The 17,895-nt window shown below is 65.7% G+C and carries 15 protein-coding genes and 1 tRNA gene; 8 read left to right on the plus strand and 8 right to left on the minus strand.

All coding sequences use genetic code 11. The features are described from left to right. Nucleotides 1-753 precede the first annotated feature (753 nt). From AWB66_RS12875 to AWB66_RS12900, 6 genes are all read left to right on the plus strand, one after another. Nucleotides 754-4,161 carry an Rne/Rng family ribonuclease gene (locus AWB66_RS12875; protein WP_087630668.1) on the plus strand — a complete coding sequence of 1,136 codons (3,408 nt, stop codon included), beginning with the start codon at nt 754-756 and terminating at the stop codon, nt 4,159-4,161. 191 nt (nt 4,162-4,352) lie between these two features. Then, a complete protein-coding gene (gene moaA, locus AWB66_RS12880) occupies nt 4,353-5,462 on the plus strand; it encodes a GTP 3',8-cyclase MoaA (RefSeq protein ID WP_087630669.1) in 1,110 nt (369 codons plus the stop codon). A 70-nt stretch (nt 5,463-5,532) separates the two neighbouring features. Beyond that, the gene (gene mobA / locus AWB66_RS12885) at nt 5,533-6,087 is read left to right on the plus strand and encodes a molybdenum cofactor guanylyltransferase MobA (RefSeq protein WP_327354413.1); all 555 of its coding nucleotides are present in this window, start codon (nt 5,533-5,535) and stop codon (nt 6,085-6,087) included. Nucleotides 6,088-6,217: 130 nt separating this feature from the next. Next, a complete protein-coding gene (moeA, locus tag AWB66_RS12890) occupies nt 6,218-7,519 on the plus strand; it encodes a molybdopterin molybdotransferase MoeA (protein ID WP_087630670.1) in 1,302 nt (433 codons plus the stop codon). A gap of 48 nt (nt 7,520-7,567) precedes the next feature. Beyond that, on the plus strand, nt 7,568-7,843 hold the full coding sequence (locus AWB66_RS12895; RefSeq protein WP_087630671.1) for a hypothetical protein: 276 nt from the start codon (nt 7,568-7,570) through the stop codon (nt 7,841-7,843). Beyond that, a complete protein-coding gene (locus tag AWB66_RS12900) occupies nt 7,843-8,322 on the plus strand; it encodes a GNAT family N-acetyltransferase (protein ID WP_087630672.1) in 480 nt (159 codons plus the stop codon). The genes AWB66_RS12895 and AWB66_RS12900 overlap by 1 nt, the downstream gene beginning before the upstream one ends. 5 nt (nt 8,323-8,327) lie before the next feature. On the opposite strand, the gene rmuC is transcribed toward AWB66_RS12900, so the two are convergent. The 5 genes from rmuC to pncB all read right to left on the minus strand — a co-directional run bounded on the left by rmuC (nt 8,328) and on the right by pncB (nt 14,231). Continuing rightward, a complete protein-coding gene (gene rmuC, locus AWB66_RS12905; RefSeq protein WP_087630673.1) occupies nt 8,328-9,797 on the minus strand; it encodes a DNA recombination protein RmuC in 1,470 nt (489 codons plus the stop codon). Then, complete coding sequence (locus AWB66_RS12910; RefSeq protein WP_087630674.1) at nt 9,794-10,774, minus strand: 2-hydroxyacid dehydrogenase; 981 nt, start codon at nt 10,772-10,774, stop codon at nt 9,794-9,796. The genes rmuC and AWB66_RS12910 overlap by 4 nt, the downstream gene beginning before the upstream one ends. Nucleotides 10,775-10,783: 9 nt before the next feature. Further along, nucleotides 10,784-12,190, minus strand: coding sequence for a sodium:proton antiporter (locus tag AWB66_RS12915; RefSeq protein WP_087630675.1), 1,407 nt, complete (start codon nt 12,188-12,190; stop codon nt 10,784-10,786). Nucleotides 12,191-12,195: 5 nt separating this feature from the next. Next, nucleotides 12,196-12,867: a LutC/YkgG family protein gene (locus AWB66_RS12920; protein WP_087630676.1), complete on the minus strand. Its 672-nt coding sequence runs from the start codon at nt 12,865-12,867 to the stop codon at nt 12,196-12,198. 173 nt (nt 12,868-13,040) lie between these two features. Continuing rightward, the gene (gene pncB / locus AWB66_RS12925; RefSeq protein ID WP_087630728.1) at nt 13,041-14,231 is read right to left on the minus strand and encodes a nicotinate phosphoribosyltransferase; all 1,191 of its coding nucleotides are present in this window, start codon (nt 14,229-14,231) and stop codon (nt 13,041-13,043) included. 324 nt (nt 14,232-14,555) lie between these two features. Here pncB and fdxA point away from each other — a divergent pair, with 324 nt between their 5' ends. After that, entirely contained in the window at nt 14,556-14,879 is a 324-nt protein-coding gene (gene fdxA, locus AWB66_RS12930) for a ferredoxin FdxA (protein ID WP_062633607.1), read from the plus strand. Nucleotides 14,880-14,994: 115 nt separating this feature from the next. After that, nucleotides 14,995-15,070: transfer RNA gene (locus tag AWB66_RS12935), tRNA-Asn, on the plus strand. Nucleotides 15,071-15,157: 87 nt separating this feature from the next. Here the strand turns inward: AWB66_RS12935 and AWB66_RS12940 are convergent. From AWB66_RS12940 to AWB66_RS12950, 3 genes are read right to left on the minus strand one after another with little or no spacing between them, the layout of a single operon-like run. Continuing rightward, entirely contained in the window at nt 15,158-15,742 is a 585-nt protein-coding gene (locus AWB66_RS12940; protein WP_087630677.1) for a LutC/YkgG family protein, read from the minus strand. Further along, nucleotides 15,739-17,130: a lactate utilization protein B gene (locus AWB66_RS12945; RefSeq protein WP_087630678.1), complete on the minus strand. Its 1,392-nt coding sequence runs from the start codon at nt 17,128-17,130 to the stop codon at nt 15,739-15,741. The genes AWB66_RS12940 and AWB66_RS12945 overlap by 4 nt, the downstream gene beginning before the upstream one ends. Then, the gene (locus AWB66_RS12950) at nt 17,127-17,870 is read right to left on the minus strand and encodes a (Fe-S)-binding protein (protein ID WP_087630679.1); all 744 of its coding nucleotides are present in this window, start codon (nt 17,868-17,870) and stop codon (nt 17,127-17,129) included. The genes AWB66_RS12945 and AWB66_RS12950 overlap by 4 nt, the downstream gene beginning before the upstream one ends. Nucleotides 17,871-17,895: the final 25 nt, after the last annotated feature.

The raw sequence follows: 17,895 nt of genomic DNA on the forward strand, positions 1-17,895 counted from the left end.
CAGGCGCGTTCGGTCGGGTCGATCGCTGATCGGTAACGGAAGTTTGGTAAAAAAGAATTTTTTCGGCGAGAGGCGAAGGCGTCCGGTTTGATGATCGGAGGCCGCCGCGCCCGGCTCGGGTATCAAGAGTATCGAGCGGGACGGAAAATACGCAGCTCGCCGATTGCGAATAACGTCGACGTGAAACGCTGCTGCGCTGAAATCTGCGAAGCGCGCCGAACGTCGCACATGAGGCGAGACACCCAAAGGCAGGTCGCCGGGAGCTTTCGACGCCCACGATCTGCCGCCGCGGCCTGGCCGCAGCTTCGACGTCGTCGGTCATCCGTCATTCGCGCGTGGTTCGCGCGGGCCGCCTTCGCAGAAGCCGCATCAGGAGGAACACGGCTCGGTCGAGCACGGCTCCTGGCACATCGGGGCGCGCGTCCGGTCGCAACGGACGTGAAGCCGGATGATCCCGGAATGGCGTGCCGTCCGGGCCGCGAGCCGCGTCGGATGCATGGCGTGTCGAAGCCGCGTGTGCAAGCCGTTTTCGCATGTGCCCCGGAGCTTGGCCGCCGCGACGCCGTTCGTCGTTTCGTCGCGAACACGGCCGATGTCTCTTCTCAGGCAATTCTCCCGCCAGACTTCCCGCTCCCGCGTGCTTTGTGACAACACACAAAGAAGCGCGGCGTGCCCGCCCTCTTCGCTTTGCGCGCCTGACAACCGCGCGAATTCGCCAGACGAGGGACGGCATAGCCGCTCTGGAGCCGTTCAATGAAACGCATGCTGTTTAATGCGACGCAGCAAGAAGAACTGCGCGTCGCCATCGTCGATGGGCAAAAACTCATCGACATCGACATCGAAACCGCCGGGCGCGAACAGCGCAAAGGCAATATCTACAAGGGAGTCGTGACCCGCATCGAGCCGTCGCTCGAAGCCTGTTTCGTCAACTACGGCGAGGACCGCCACGGTTTTCTCCCGTTCAAGGAAGTGGCCCGCCAGTATTTCCGCGACGGCGTCGACATGCGCTCCGCGCGCATCCAGGACGCGCTGCGCGAAGGCCAGGAACTCATCGTCCAGGTCGAAAAGGAAGAGCGCGGCAACAAGGGCGCGGCGCTCACCACGTTCATCTCGCTTGCCGGACGCTATCTCGTCCTGATGCCGAATAACCCGCGCGGCGGCGGCGTGTCGCGCCGGATCGAAGGCGACGAGCGGCAGGAACTGCGCGAGACGATGGCGCAGCTCGAACTGCCGGAAGGCATGAGCATCATCGCGCGCACGGCCGGCATCGGCCGCTCCGCCGAAGAACTCCAGTGGGACCTGAACTACCTGATGCAACTGTGGCGCGCGATCGAAGCGGCGTCGCAGAGCGGCGTCGCCGGCACGCCGATGCTGATTTATCTCGAATCGAGCCTGGTCATCCGCGCGATTCGCGATTACTTCCAGCCGGACATCGGCGAAATCCTCATCGACACGACCGAAATCCATGACCAGGCGCGCGCCTTCATGGACATCGTGATGCCCGACAACCTCCCGAAGGTGAAGCGCTATCACGACGACGTGCCGCTCTTCTCGCGCTTCCAGATCGAGCATCAGATCGAAACCGCGTACTCGCGCACGGTGCCGCTGCCCTCGGGCGGCGCGATCGTGATCGACCACACGGAAGCGCTCGTCGCCATCGACGTGAACTCGGCGCGCTCGACCAAGGGCGCGGACATCGAGGAAACGGCCACGCGCACGAACCTCGAAGCCGCCGACGAAGTCGCGCGCCAGTTGCGTCTGCGCGACCTGGGCGGGCTGATCGTGATCGACTTCATCGACATGGAGTCGGCCAAGAGCCAGCGCGAAGTCGAACAGCGTCTGAAAGATGCGTTGAAGCACGACCGCGCGCGCGTCCAGATGGGCAAGATTTCGCGCTTCGGGCTGATGGAACTGTCGCGTCAGCGGCTGCGTCCGGCGTTGTCGGAAGGCAGCCACGTGACGTGCCCGCGCTGCAACGGCACGGGCCACATCCGCGATACCGAATCGTCCGCGCTGCAAGTGCTGCGGATCATTCAGGAAGAAGCGATGAAGGAAAACACCGCGGCGATCCATTGTCAGGTGCCGGTCGAGGTGACCGCCTTCCTGTTGAACGAAAAGCGTAGCGAAATCAACAAGATCGAGTCGCGCTTCAAGGTCAACGTCGTCCTGATCCCGAACAAGCATCTGGAGACGCCGCACTACAAGCTGGAGCGCCTGCGTCACGACGACGCGCGCCTCGACGAGCCGCGCGCCTCCTGGAAGATGGCCGTGGAAGCGGCGACCGAACTGGAATCGGAAACCGGCTACAGCAAGCGCACCGAAGAAGTGAAGCCGAAGCAGGAAGCGGCGGTGAAGGGCATCACGCCGGCATCCCCGGCGCCGAGCGCGCCCGTGAAGCCGGCGCCCGTCGAAGCCGTCGCACCGGTCGCACCGGTGGCACTGGCTCCGCTGCCGGCTGGCGGCGGATTCATCGGCTGGCTGAAGAACCTGTTCGGCATGCAGCCGCAAGCGCAGCCCGCACCGGCTCCGGTCGAAACGACGCCGCCCGCGCGCCCGACGCGCGAGCGCGGCGAACGCACGGAGCGCGGTGAGCGTCCGGGCGGCGACCGCAATCGCAACCGACGCAGCGGCGCAGCCGCACGCGACAGCGCAACCGCGGGTGCAAACGGTGCCAACGGCGCCACGGGCAGCCGCCAAGGCGGGCGTCGCGAGGAACGCGAGCCGCGCGAAGCACGCGCCGGACGCGAAGGCCGTGAAGGTCGTGAAACGCGCGAGCCGCGTGAAGCCCGCGAAGGCCGTGAGCCGCGCGAGGCCCGCGAGCCGCGTGAAGCACGCGAGCCGCGCGAAGCCCGTGAAGGCCGCGAACCGCGTGAGGGCCGCGAGCGCGGCGATCGCGCCCAGGAACGCGGTGCCGAACGCGCGGAGCGTCCGGAAGCGGCTGAGCGTCAGGAGCGTCGCGAACGTCCGGATCGTCCGGAGCGCGCCGAACGTGGCGAGCGCAAGAAGCCGCAGCCCGAAGCCGCCGTCGAAGCACTGACGCAAGGCGAAACCGTGGCATCGGAGATCGTCGAGACACCGGAAGCGCAATTCGTCGGCATAGATGCCGCGCAAGGCGATCAGTCGGCTGCGGCGCGTGAAGGCGAAGAGCGCCGCCGCCGTCGTCGCGGCCGCCGTGGTGGCCGTCGCGAGCGTGACGAGGAAGGCGTGACGGTGAATCACGCAGCCGACGTCGCGGAAAGCGAAGGCGCCGCTGAAAGCATGACCGCGCAAGCCGGCGTGTTCGACACGAGTTCGTCGCAGGAACCGGGCGAGCATCGCGAAACGCGTCCGGCCGCACCGGTGGCCGCAGTCGCTGTGCCGGTCGCGGCAGCCGCCATCGGCGTGACGGAACTGCGCGAAGAAGTACGTGAAGAAGCGCGCGAGCAAGCCGCCGAAACGTCGCAGCCGGCGAGCGCCGAACGCGTCGAAGCGCCGGCGGAGGCCAAGCAGGAAGAGCCCGCTCCGACGCCCGATCTGTTCGCGAAGCCGGCAGCGCCTGAGCCGGTCGAGAACCCGTTCGGCGCGGAACCGAAGCTCGCGAAGACGGAGCCGGCCGACCCGTTCGCTCCTGCGTCTGCGCCTGCCGCACAAGCGCCGACAGCACCCGAGCCCGTGCAGGTCGCCGAAGCGGTCGAGACGACGCAAGCCGCCAAGCCCGTCGAAGCACCGGAACCGGTGAAGGCCGAAGCAGCGCCGCAGGCGGTCGTCGCCGAGCCGGTCAAGCCGGCGCCCGTCGCGGCAACGCCCGCGTCGGACATCGTCGAAACGAACGCGGTGGCGGAGCCGGTCGCGACGCCCGCTCCCGTCGAATCGGAACCGGTCAAGACGTTCGAACCGGCGGCTGTCGAACCGGTTGCCTCGGCAGCGCCCGCAGCCACGCCCGAGGCCGCACCGGTCAAAAGCGTTGCGCTGAAGGAAGAAGCGCTCAAGCCGATGCTGGAAACGGCGGGCCTCGTCTGGGTGAACACCGACGCCGACAAGCTGCGCGCAGCAAGCGCCGCCGCCGAGCAGGCGGAAGCCCCGAAACGGGTGGCGCGCGAGCGCAAGCCGCTTCCGCCGGTCGATTCCGCGCCGATGGAGCAAGTCGAAACGGGCGGGAACGCCCATTCGGACGCGCACTGAGCGCATGAACCGCCTGCGCCGCAACCGCGGTGCGGGCGGCGAAGCGCGTGACGATGCACCGAGCGCCACCGGCGAAAGCCGCGTGGCGCTTTTGCTATGTGCCCAAAGGGTCTACGGGTTTCACGTGCTTACATCCGTTAAAATGATTGGATAGCCTCAAAAAACAGAGCGCAGTCCTCGATAGAGCCGCCATGTCCCGACGCATCATTCCCGTAGCCGATGTCAGCGCGATTCCGGATTTCTCCGGCGTCGCGACGCCGCCGTCGGGGCTCCTCACCGATACGCTGTCGCGGCCGCTGCGCGATCTGCGCATTTCGGTCACGGATCGTTGCAATTTCCGCTGCGTCTACTGCATGCCGCGCGAAGTCTTCGACAAGAACTACCAGTTCCTGCCGCACGCCGCGTTGCTGTCGTTCGAGGAAATCGAGCGGCTCGCGCGCATTTTCGTCGCGCACGGCGTCGAGAAAATCCGGCTGACGGGCGGCGAGCCGCTCTTGCGCAAGAACATCGAATTCCTGATCGAGCGGCTCGCGTGTCTCACGACGCCCGAAGGCCGCCCGCTCGACATCACGCTGACGACGAACGGCTCGATCCTCGCGAAGAAGGCGCGTTCGCTCGCAGACGCCGGTTTGTCGCGCGTGACGGTCAGCCTCGACGCCCTCGACGACGCCCTCTTCCGCCAGATGAACGACGCGGATTTCGCGGTCGCCGACGTGCTCGAAGGCATCGATGCCGCGCACGCCGCCGGACTCGCGCCGCTCAAGGTGAACATGGTCGTCAAGCGCGGCACGAACGACCAGGAAATCGTCCCGATGGCGCGCCACTTCAAGGGCAGCGGCACCGTGCTGCGGTTCATCGAATACATGGACGTGGGCGCGTCGAACGGCTGGAACATGACCGAAGTGCTGCCCTCCGCCGACGTGGTCGCGCGCATCGCCGAGCAATTCCCGTTGCGACCGCTCGAAGCGCATACGGCGGCCGAAACCGCCCAGCGCTGGGGTTATGTCGACGGCGACGGCGAGATCGGCGTGATTTCCAGCGTGACGCGCGCGTTCTGCGGCACGTGCACGCGCGCGCGGCTCTCGACCGAAGGCAAGCTCTACCTGTGCCTGTTCGCGAACCACGGCCACGACCTGCGCGCCCTCGTGCGCAACGGCGCGAGCGACGACACCATCGCCACCGCGATCGCCCGCATCTGGGAGCGGCGCGCCGACCGCTATTCGCAACTGCGCGGCAGCAACGCCCTGCCGGTTCCCGATCCCGACGCGCCGCGTGTCGAGATGTCGTACATCGGCGGCTGATTTGTCTTCGTCCGTCATCGCGCTTTCCGACATCACGGGCGTCGTGCTCGCAGGCGGACGCGGTTCGCGCATGGGCGGCATCGACAAGGGCTTGCAGCCGTTTCTCGGCGTTCCGCTCGCGCTCCATGTGCTGCGGCGTCTCGCGCCGCAGGTCGGCGCGATGCTGATCAGCGCGAATCGCAGCATCGACGAATACACGCGCCTCGGCGAGCCTTTCGACGCGAAGATCGTCGCGGATGCGCTTCCCGACTATCCCGGCCCGCTCGCCGGCATCGCGTCCGCGATGCGCGCGGCAGAGACGCGGTACGTGCTTACCGCGCCCTGCGATGCCCCCTACGCCGACGAGCATCTCGCCCGCACGCTCGCCGATGCGCTCGCGGCGGAGCAAGCCGACATCGCGACTGCGGTCGTCGTGGAGGCAAACGGCCAGCGCGACCTGCATCCGGTGTTCGCGCTCTTGCGCGCGTCGCTTGCCGACGACCTCGAAGCCAGCCTGCGCGCGGGCGAGCGCAAGGTACGCGCGTGGTACGCGCGCCACAAGACGGTGGAAGTGACATTCCCCGATGTGCACGCGTTTTACAATGTCAACGATTTGCAGCAGCTAGCCGAGCTGGAGCGCCGATAGCGAACCGGCGTCTTTGAACGCGACGAACCCGCTCAGGCGCACTCATCTCCCGGCCGTGCAACGAGCGCACCGGCATCGCGAGACCTCCAGATCCAATCGCCCGACTCCGGTCGCGACCCGCCCCGATTCAATGACCACGTCCAAGCCCTTTCCCGGTTGCATCGCCCAGTACGATCCGAACGCCCTGCCCGTCGGCGCGGCGCAGGAGATCGTGCGCCAGTGGGCGACGCCGCGCGGGCACGATGCGCCGGTCGAGCGCGTGGGCCTCTTCGACGCACTGGATCGCGTGCTGGCCGAGGACGTCGTCTCGCCGATCGACGTGCCGTCGCACGACAATTCCGCGATGGACGGCTACGCGTTCGCCGGCGCTTGCCTCGATGGCGCGCGCGAGATCGATCTGAGCGTGATCGGCGCGGCGCTCGCGGGACAGCCGTTTCTCGATACACCGGGCGCCGCGCAGTGCGTGCGCATCATGACGGGCGCGCTCATTCCGCCCGGTTGCGACACCGTCGTGCCGCAGGAACTCGTCGCGCGCGAAGGCGACGCGATCCGCTTCGCAGCCAGCGCCGTGCAGCCGGGCCAGAACCGGCGCCTCGCGGGCGAGGATCTCGCGAAGGGCCGGCCGGCGCTCGCCGCGGGCCGCATCATGCGCGCATCGGACCTGGGCTTGCTGGCGTCGCTCGGCATCGCGCAGGTCGCGGTGCGGCGGCGTCTGCGGGTCGCGTTCTTTTCGACTGGCGACGAACTGCGTTCGGCCGGCGAAACGCTGAGCCCGGGCAGCGTCTACGACAGCAACCGTTACACGCTCTACGCGATGCTGCGCCGGCTCAATGTCGAACCGGTCGATCTGGGCGTGGTCCGCGACGACCGCGCCTCGCTCGACAAGGCGCTGCGACGCGCGACCGAAGCAGCCGACGTCGTCATCAGTTCGGGCGGCGTCTCGGTCGGCGATGCGGACTTCACGCGCGAGCTGATGAATTCGCTCGGCGACGTCGCGTTCTGGAAGATCGCGATGCGCCCGGGCCGTCCGCTCGCGTTCGGCCGGCTGTGGTCTGGTCCGCGCGCGGGCGAAGGCGAATCCGCGCTCTTTTTCGGCTTGCCGGGCAATCCGGTCGCGGTGATGGCGACGTTCTATTTCATCGTGCGCGAAGCGTTGCTCGCGATGTCCGGCGCGACGCGCGAAACGTTGCCGCTGATCCAGGCGGTCAGCCCGCAACCGATCCGGAAACGCGCGGGCCGCACCGAGTTCCAGCGCGGCATCGCGCGCCGCGACGACCAGGGACGCTTCGTCGTCGTGACGACGGGGCCGCAAGGCTCGGGCGTGCTGAGTTCGATGAGCGAAGCGAACTGCTTCATCGTGCTCGAACACGATCGCGCGGACGTCGACGCTGGCGAAACGGTCGACATCCTGCTTTTCGCCGGACTCATCTGAAACACGCAACAGGCTCTTGAAACACCGACAGACGGGGATTTTCCTTCAATGAAAAAGCAGATTTCCTTCATCGCGCCGGGACAAACGGCAAAGGCGCTGATCCTCGTGTACCTGACGTTCAGCGTGCCGATCGTGCTGCTGGGCGTGTTGGTCGCGTTCTTTCGCTTCGGCTCGGTCGAACTCAGCACGGTGACGAGCGCGCTCCTGCTCAACGCGATCCTCGGCTTCGTCCTTCTGTGGATCGCGTGTCACGCGTACAACTGGGTGGCGTCGCGCTTCGGCGGCATCGAGATCACCTTGTCCGACGCGCCGGAAGAAGCGTGATGAGCGCGCTGATCCGCACGGCCACGCCCGCCGACATCAGCGCGATCTTCGCGCTGATGCTTGAACTCGCCGAATTCGAGAAGCTCACGCATCTCTTTATCGCCACCGAAGACGGCGTGCGCGACGCGCTGTTCGGCGCGCGGCCCGCCGCCGAAGCGCTCGTGGCGGAAGAGAGCGGCGCGGTGGTCGGCTATGCGCTCTTCTTCCACAACTTCTCGACCTTCCTCGGCAAACGCGGCCTCTACCTCGAAGACCTATACGTGCGTCCTCATCTGCGTGGCAGCGGTCTCGGCACGAAGATGCTGCGCGCGCTCGCGGCACTCGCCGTCGAGCGCCAATGCGGCCGCTTCGAGTGGTCGGTGCTCGACTGGAACCAGCAGGCCATCGACTTCTACGAAAAGATGGGCGCCACCGTGCTGCCCGACTGGCGCATCGTGCGCATCACGGGCGACTCGCTCGACAAGCTGGCTCACGGCTGACTGGTTTATCCGGCGTCGTCGGGGTCTTCACCCGGCGACGCCCCGAGCATTCCCGCCGCCTGCTCGCCCGGCAACGCCTCGACATCGCGCAGCTTCTTGTTCATCTGGCGCGTGCGCGTCTCCGCCGCTTCGATCGACCGCGTCACGGTTTCCAACTGGCGTTTGGTCGTTGCGAGCACATCGCCGAACCGGCGGAATTCCGTCTTCACTGCACCGAGCACCTGCCACACCTCGCTCGAGCGCTTCTCGATGGCGAGCGTCCTGAAGCCCATTTGCAAGCTGTTGAGCAGCGCGGTCAGCGTCGTCGGCCCCGCGACGCTCACGCGGTACTCGCGCTGCAGCAGGTCCGTGAGCCCCGGACGCCGCAGGATCTCCGCGTACAAGCCTTCGGTCGGCAGGAAAAGCAGCGCGAAGTCGGTGGTGTGCGGCGGCGCGACGTACTTCTCCGCGATCGTCTTCGCCTCCGCGCGCACGCGCCCTTCGAGCGCCCGCGACGCTTCTTCCACCGCGACGGAATCGCCGCGTTCCTGCGCGTCGATCAGACGCTCGTAGTCCTCGCGCGGAAATTTCGCGTCGATGGGCAGCCACACAGGCGTCGCGATGCTGCCCGCCGTGCCAGGCGTGTCGTGCCGCCCGGGCAGCCTGATCGCGAACTCGACGCGCTCGTTGCTCTGCGGAATCGTCGCGACGTTCTTGGCATATTGCTCGGGCGTAAGCACTTGTTCGAGCAGCGACTCGAGTTGCACTTCGCCCCACGTTCCCCGCGTCTTGACGTTGGTCAGCACTTTCTTGAGATCGCCGACGCCCGCGGCGAGCGTCTGCATCTCGCCGAGCCCGCGATGCACCTGCTCCAGCCGGTCGGACACGAGCTTGAACGATTCGCCGAGCCGCTGTTCCAGCGTCGCGTGCAGCTTTTCGTCGACGGTACGGCGCATTTCTTCGAGCTTCGCCGCGTTGTTCGCCTCGATGTCCTTCAGCCGCGCTTCCAGCGTCTCGCGCACTTCGGCGAGGCGCCGGTCGTTGCTCTCCGACAGTTGCGCGAGTTGCAGCGTGAGCGCGTCGCCGAAGCGCTTCAACGCATTGCCCTGCTCGTCGCGCGCGTGCTGGAGTTGCAGCGCGTTGCTCTCCGTGAGCTTCACGAGCTGCTGGGCGAAACCTTCGATCTGCGCGTTCTGTACGGTCGCCATGCTCGCAAGCTGCGTGGCGAGCGTCTGCTGGAACTGCGCGAAACCGCTGCTCGCCTCGGCGCGCGATGCACGCGAACTCTCCGTGATGTCGCTGCGCAAGCCGCGTTCGAGCCGCTCCTGCGCGCGCGCATGCGCCTCGCCCATGTCGTTGATGCGATCGGTCAGCGCGGCGAATTCCTCGTCGATGTCGCCGTGCGCGTTGCGGCGCGCGAGCACGAAGAGCGCGATCGAGACAATGACGAGCGCGATCGCCAGCAAAGCGACCGCGCTGGGCAACAGCATGGTCATTTCTTCAGCACGTCGGGGTTGATCGGATTGGGCGGGTTGCCGGCGCGCGGCCCTTCGCCCAGGCCGGCGATGAGATTGTCGGCGGCGAGATTCGCCATCGCGCGGCGCGTCGCTTCGCTCGCGCTCGCGATGTGCGGTGTCAGCACGACGTTCGAGAGCGTCAGAAAATCGCGGTTGAAATTCGGCTCGCCTTCGAAGACGTCGAGACCCGCGCCCGCGATCTGGCCGCGCCGCAATGCATCGATCAGCGCCGCGTCGTCGACGATGCCGCCGCGCGCGATGTTGGTCAGCGTCGCCGTCGGCTTCATCAGCGCGAGTTCGGCGTGGCCGATCGTGTGATGGCTCGCGCTGCTGTACGGCACGACGAGCACGACGTGGTCGGCGCGCTTGAGCAAGTCCTCTTTCGTCGCATATTCGGCATTCAATTCGGCTTCGATCTCGGGCGCGACGCGCGAGCGGTTGTGATAGATCACGCGCATGCCGAAGCCCTTCGCGCGCCGCGCGAGCGCCTGACCGATGCGCCCCATGCCGATCACGCCGAGCGTCGAGCCGTAGATGTCCGAGCCGGTGAACGCGTCATACGACCATTCCTTCCACTTGCCAGCGCGCAGATAGTGCTCGGATTCGGTGATGCGGCGCGCCGTCGCCATCATCAGCGCCCAGCCGAAATCGGCGGTGGTTTCGTTCAGCACGTCGGGCGTGTTGGTGCCGAGCACGCCGTGCGCGTTGAACGCCTGCATGTCGAAGTTGTTGTAGCCGACCGCCATGTTCGACACCACTTTCAGGTTCGGCGCGCCTTCGATCGCCTTTGCGCCGACCGGGTCGCCCGCGATGAACGCGCCGTCCTTGTCGGCGAGCCGCGCGGCGATCTGATCGGCGGGCAGCGCCGGGCCGTCGTGGGCATCGACTTCGAAATACTGCTTCAGGCGCTCGATCACGTCGGGGAAGATGGGACGCGAGACAAAAACCTTCTTCATCGGTTGCTCCTAGAAAAATAGCCAGCCAGTGATGATGAAAATGGGCAGCAGCACGATCGCGGACCAGCCGAGATAGCCGAAGAAACTCGGCATGCGCACACCGCGCGACTCGGCGATCGCCTTGACCATGAAGTTCGGCGCATTGCCGATGTAGCTGTTCGCGCCCATGAAGACGGCGCCCGCAGAGATCGCGGCAAGCGTCGATGCGCCGCTGGTCATGAGCGTTTGCGCGTCGCCGCCCGCGAGATTGAAGAAGACGAGATAGGTCGGCGCGTTGTCGAGGAACGACGAGAGGATGCCCGTCGCCCAGAAGTAGGCGATGTCGACCGGCTGGCCGTGCGCGTCCGTGACGAGATGCACGATGCTCGCGAACGCGCCCGACTCGCCCGCGCGCAGGATCGTGATGACCGGCACGATCGTGATGAAGATCGCGGCGAAGAGCTTCGCGACTTCCTCGATCGGCGCCCAGTTGAACGCGTTGCCACGACGCGCGCTTTTTGGCGTGAGCGCAAGCGAAGCCAGCGCGACGACGACGAGCAGCACGTCGCGCACGGCGTTCTGCAACGCCACATGCGTGCCGAACACATCGAATTCGATGCCCGGCTTCCAGACGCCGCTCATCAGCACGAGCGCGATCACCGCGCCGAGCAGCAGGAAGTTGATCTTGCCCTCGATGCCGAGCGGCGGCGAATCGGGCGTCGGATCGAGGAACGCGCTGCGCGCCTCTTCCTTCATGCGGAAATAGTAGGTGTCGAGCGCGTAGAACAGCGCGAGCAGCACGACGCAGATGAAGAGCATCGGCAGCGCGAGATGGACCGTCGTCCAGAAAAAGCTGACGCCGTTCAGGAAGCCGAGGAACAGAGGCGGATCGCCGAGCGGCGAGAGCGATCCGCCCGCATTCGCCACCAGGAAGATGAAGAACACGACCACGTGGACGACGTGCTTGCGGTTGTCGTTCGCGCGCAGGAGCGGCCGGATCAGCAGCATCGCGGCGCCGGTCGTGCCCATGATGCTCGCGAGCACGGTGCCGAGCGCGAGGAGTGCCGTGTTCAGGCGCGGCGAGCCGTGCAGGTTGCCGCGCACGCAGATGCCGCCCGCGACCGTATAGAGCGCCGCCAGAAGAATGATGAACGGCAGGTATTCTTCGAGCATCGCGTGCACGAAGGCGCCGAACGCGACGCCCGCGCCGAAGGAAAACGCGAACGGCACGAGAAAGGCCACCGCCCAGGCGGCCGAAATCTTGCCGAAGTGGTGATGCCAGAACCTGGGCGCGATCAGCGGAAAGACGGCGATGGACAGCAGGATGCCGATGAACGGAACGCCCCAGAGCGCGGACAGCGTGGCGCCGTCGAGTGTGGCCGCGGACGCGCCGAGCGGCAGCGCGGCGAGCGCGCCGCCGAAGATCAAACGTCGCATCGTGCTCAGGCCTCCCGCACGACGATCACATGCACGCGATACGGCCCGTGCGCGCCGAGCACGATGGTCTGCTCGATGTCGCCGGTACGCGACGGCCCCGACACGAAGTTCACCGCTCGCGGCAACTCGCCCCGCTCCGCGCGCATCAGCGCGAAGGCGTCCTCGTGAGCCGCGACGATGCGCGACGCCGGCACGATTGCGATGTGGGTCTGCGGCAGCAGCGCGCCCGATGCAGGCGTGTCAGGACCGGCGAGCAGCACGAGCGAGCCCGTTTCGGCCGTCGCGCAGAAGCATCCCGTAATGCCGACGAGATCCGCGTCGACGGGCTTGCGCATCTGCACCTGCATGCCGGCCGTCGCCCACCGCAAGTCCGCGAGCGAAGGCCACGCGACCGCCCCGGTGCCGAGGTTCAGCGACTGAAGATAACGAAGGGCTTCGACGGGCGCGTCGCCGGGCGACTGCACTTGCGCGACGGTGGTGGAAAGGCGTTCAGCTTCGAGCGTGAAGCGCGCAATCAGCTCGGCTTGCGTCGAGGGCAACTCGGGGCGCGGACCAGCGGGATGGCGAGCGAGATACTCTTCGACAGCGGCGCGTTCGGCATCCGTCGGCGCGAGCGGCCTGCCCTGCGCGCTGCGAATCCGCGCAAGAATGTTGCGGCGAGCAGCCGATGTGTCCATGTCGAGGTCCTCGTTAGCCTGTGTCGATGCGCTTCGTCGATGCGCTTCGTCGATGCGCTTCGTCGATGCGCTTAGTCGATGTCGAAGCGATTATAGCGACCGGTCCGCGAGGCCCGCCCCTTGGCCGAATGGCTAACGCGGCGTCCGCTCGCTCCCGAAACGCGCGCGGGCGGTTACGCTTCTTCCTGCGGCTGATCGATGCCGAACACCTGACGCAGATACGCGAGATACGCCTTGTCGTCGCACATGTTCTTGCCCGGCGAATCGGAGAGTTTAGCTACCGGCTGGCCGTTGCAGCGAACCATCTTGACGACGATCTGAAGCGGCTGGTAGCCGAGATCGTTCGTCAGGTTCGTGCCAACGCCGAAGGCGAGCTGGCAGCGTCCGCGAAAACGCTCGTAGAGTTGCAGGACCTTGGGAATGTCGAGCGCGTCGGAGAACACGAGCACCTTCGTGCGCGGGTCGCAGCGGTTCTCTTCATAGTGCTTGATGAGCCGCTCGCCCCAGTCGAACGGGTCGCCGGAATCGTGACGGGCGCCGTCGAAGAGCTTGCAGAAGTACATGTCGAAGTCGCGCAGGAACGCCTTCATGCCGTAGACATCCGAGAGCGCGATGCCGAGGTCGCCGCGATATTCCTTCGCCCACATCTCGAAGCCGAAGGTCTGCGAGTCGCGCAGGCGGGGCCCGAGCGCCTGGCACGCCTGCAGGTATTCGTGCGCCATCGTGCCGAGCGGACGCAAGCCGTGCTTCATCGCGTAGAAGACGTTGCTCGTGCCCGCGAACTGTTCGCCGAGCCCTTCTTTGAGCGTGAGCGCGACTTCCTCGTGCCACTGCTTCGAGAAGCGGCGCCGGGTGCCGTAGTCGGCGATCTTGCAGTCGGAGAATTCGGGCGGCGCGGCGAGCAGCTTGATCTTGTCGCGCAGACGCTCGCGGCCGATCGCGTAGTCGGGCTTGCCCTGCGTGTTGCGAAAGTAGACCTCGTTGACGATCGCCAGAACCGGAATCTCGAACAGGATGGTATGCAGCCACGGACCGTCGATCACGATGTCGATCTCGCCGTTTTTCTTCGGCGAAGGCGCAATGACGATCGACTTTTCATTCAGATGAAAGAGCGCGAGGAAATCGATGAAATCGCTCTTGATGAAGCGCATGCGCCGCAGATAGTCGAGTTCCTCTTCCCTGAAGCGCAGGTTGCAGAGCTGGCGCACTTCGTCGCGTATTTCGTCGATGTAGGGCACGAGGTCGACGTTCGGCGTGCGGCAGCGAAAGCGGTACTCGACATGCGCCGCCGGAAAGTGATGCAGGACCACCTGCATCATCGTGAACTTGTAGAGGTCGGTATCGAGCAGCGAATTGATGATCATGATTGTCGGTCGAACATCGATGAAAAGCGTGCACATCCCGGGCGCATTCGCGGAGCGCCGCAGGAGCCGCACCACGTGGCCTTCTGCGCCCCATGTTACCCGAATGCGCGCGCCGTCACGGGGAGCGCAGACCCCTCGCGCCATCCCATAAACACATCACGAAACGATATAAAGGCCGCCCCGTGGGGCTCGCGCTGAAATTTACCGGTACGCTACAATATTGGTTTTGGCAGGCCCGGCTGCACACATCAGAGAAAGACTCGAGTGCATGGCCCAAGTAGCCGCCGGCCGCCGCCCCCACGAATTCCGCATGCAGGAGCCTGAATGACTCACGTTGTGACCGAAAGCTGCATCAAGTGCCGCTATACCGATTGCGTCGACGTGTGCCCGGTGGATTGCTTCCGCGAAGGTCCCAACTTTCTCGCGATCGATCCGGACGAGTGCATCGACTGCGCCGTGTGCGTGGCCGAATGTCCGGTGAACGCAATTTACGCCGAAGAAGACGTGCCGGGCGACCAGCAGCATTTCACAGAACTGAACGCCGAACTCGCGCGCAACTGGCCGAGCATCACGAAGACCAAAGCGCCGCTTCCCGAAGCCGACGAGTTCAAGGACGTGAAGGAAAAGCTCGACCTGCTCGAGCGCTGATGCGTTTGATCGGTGCCCCGCGTCACTCGGATAGAAAAATTTTTATCGAGATGAACGCAGGGTGTTGACAGGGTACGAAACCCTTCATATAATTTCATCTCTCTGCTGTTGATGTTCCCCGATAGCTCAGTTGGTAGAGCGCCGGACTGTTAATCCGTAGGTCCCTGGTTCGAGCCCAGGTCGGGGAGCCAAAAAGTTTCGAAGCGAAAAGCCCAATCAAATGATTGGGCTTTTTGCTTTTCGGCGTCTGGCTTTTTGCCCGTGCGCGCTGCTAAAGCCTACGCGCCGAGCCACACCACGGTCAGCGAGCGCACGCCTTGCGCGCCCCGAATCAGCACGCCTTCGATATCCGCCGTCGCGGACGGCCCGGTCACGAGCACCGCATAGCGCGCCGACCCAAAATCGTCCCGCCGATACACTTCCTGCAAGCCGTCGACGAGTTGCGCCGGATCGAGCAGCACGACGAGATGCTGCACGAGATAGCCGATCGAATTCACGATGTACTCGGCTTCGCTGAACCACACCGAACCCGTTTCCGCGACCCCGAAGCGTCCGCGCACCACGCCGACATCGACATCCTGAAGCGAAGCCGGCGGCGTATCGGCTGCGAGCGGGCGATTGCCCTCGATCCCGTCCACCGCGGATGCCACCACCGCATTCGATCCGAACCGCTCGGCCAGCATCGCGCGGACGTCGTCGAGATGCTGCGCTTCGATGCACGTGCCACCCATCATCGCGAGCGCGGCCGTGAAGCGTGCGCGCCGGTCGCCTTCGGGTACGTCGAACAGCGGCACGTCGGGACGCGGCCTTGGCGCCGGCTGCGCTGCGCGGATTCGGTCGAGAAAGGCGTCGCGAGTCGTCATTTCGGTTGCTTCCGGTTTTTTCGATACCACTCGTGGAACGTCTCGGCGGGCGCGTCGGGCAAGTCGCGCTGACGCCCCCAGATGTTCAGCGGGTTGTAGAGCACGAAGTTCGGCAGACGCTTGAGCGCGCCGCCGAGCGAGGCGACCGTCGCGCGATACAGCGTCGGGCTCGCCAGCAGCCGTCCCGCCATCTTCAGCACTTCCTTCTTCACGAACGGCACTTCGTGCCGCTCGGCGATCACCTCGCGCCACTTGTAGATCTGCTCGTGGATGTTCACGCGCACGGGACACACGCTCGTGCAACTGCCGTTCATCGTCGAGGCGAACGGCAGGCTGCTGTAGCGCTTCAGGTCGAAGGTCGGATTGATGATCGCGCCGATCGGCCCCGAGTACGTGCCGCCGTACGACAGCCCGCCGCTTCGCCGGTACACCGGGCAGGTATTCATGCACGCGCCGCAGCGGATGCACTTGAGCGAATACCAGAAGTCGTCCATCGCGAGGCGCTCGGAGCGGCCGTGATCGACGAGGATGTAGTGCATCTCCGTGCCGGGGCGCGGCGCGCGAAAGTGCGACGTGTATTGCGTGATCGGCGAGCCGAGCGCGCTGCGTGAAAGCATCCGCACGAAGACGCCAAGATCGGACACCTTCGGGATCAGCTTCTCGATGCCGATCGACGCGATGTGCAGCGGCGGCACGTTCGCGGAAAGATCGGCGTTGCCCTCGTTCGTGCAAACGACCACCGTCCCCGTTTCCGCCACCGCGAAGTTGCAGCCCGTCATGCCGGCCGTCTTTTCGCGCACGAAGTACGGCCGCGTGTGCATGCGCTGGCTTTCGGCGAGATAGTGGATGTCGCTGTTCGCGGGATCGGTGCCGATCGTGCGGCCGAAGAGTTCCGCGACGTCCGCGCGCAGCTTGTGCACGGCCGGCACGACCATGTGGCTCGGGTCTTGATGATCGAGCTGCTGGATGCGCTCGCCGAGATCGGTCTCCATCACCGCGATGCCGCGCGGTTCCAGGAATTCGCGCATCTTGCATTCGTCGGTGAGCATCGACTTGCTTTTGACGAGCGTCGTCATGCCGCGCTCGCTCATCAGCCGATGCACGATCGCGTTGTGCTCGTCCGCGTCCGCCGCGAAATGCACGACGACGCCGTTCTGTTCCGCCTGCGCGATGAACTGCTCGATGTAGTCGGCGAGATGCGAGAGCGTGTGCTCCTTGATCCCCGACGCGAGATCGCGCAGCGTCTCCCATTCCGCGATGCCGTGCGCCTGCGCATCGCGCTTCGTGCGCAAATCCCACAGGCGTTTGTCGTGAAACGCGACGTGATCCGCCTTCTGCAAGAACGCGCCGGCGGCCTTCGCGTGGTCGATACGGACGGTCTTCGTCATCCGCGTGCTCCGTTCAGAATCTGCGCGATGTGGATGAAACGCGCATCGAGCTTCATGCGTTCCGCGCATCCTTGCTGATGCATGAGACACGACATGTCGCCGGACACAATGTACTGCGCGCCCGCCCCGACGTGATCGCGCACCTTGTCCTGGCCCATTCGCACCGATACGGCTTCCTCGGTCACGGAGAACGTGCCGCCGAAGCCGCAGCATTCGTCGGGCCGCGCGGGCGCGACGAATTCGATGCCCTTCACGCGTTCGAGCAGCGCGCGCGGCTTGGAGAACGCCGGCTCGGCAATTTCCGACGCCGAGCTTTCGCGCAGATGCCGGATCGCGCTGCAACTGTTGTGCAACCCCACGCGATGCGGGAACTCGGCCCACGGGAAGTCGCGCACGTTGAGCACGTCGTGCAGGAATTCGGTCAGTTCGAACGCACTCGCACGCACCTTGCGCACGGCCGCCGTCTGCTCGATCGCGGTGAAATGCTGACGCACATGATGGATGCAACTCGCCGACGGCCCGACCACGTAGTCGTAGTCGGCGAAGTTGCGCGCGAATACGCGCTCCGCGCCCGCCGCGTCTTTGTGCGCGCCGCTGTTCGCCATCGGCTGACCGCAACAGGTTTGCGCCTCGGGGTAGTCCACGTCGAGGCCCAGCCGCTCGAGCAATTCGAGCGTCGCAATGCCGACTTCCGGATAGAAGGCGTCGATGAAACAAGGAACGAACAGGGCAACTTTCATGGCTTCAAGAGGCGTGGGACGTCGA

It is taken from the genome of Caballeronia telluris (assembly GCF_001544495.1).
GTDB lineage: Bacteria > Pseudomonadota > Gammaproteobacteria > Burkholderiales > Burkholderiaceae > Caballeronia > Caballeronia telluris.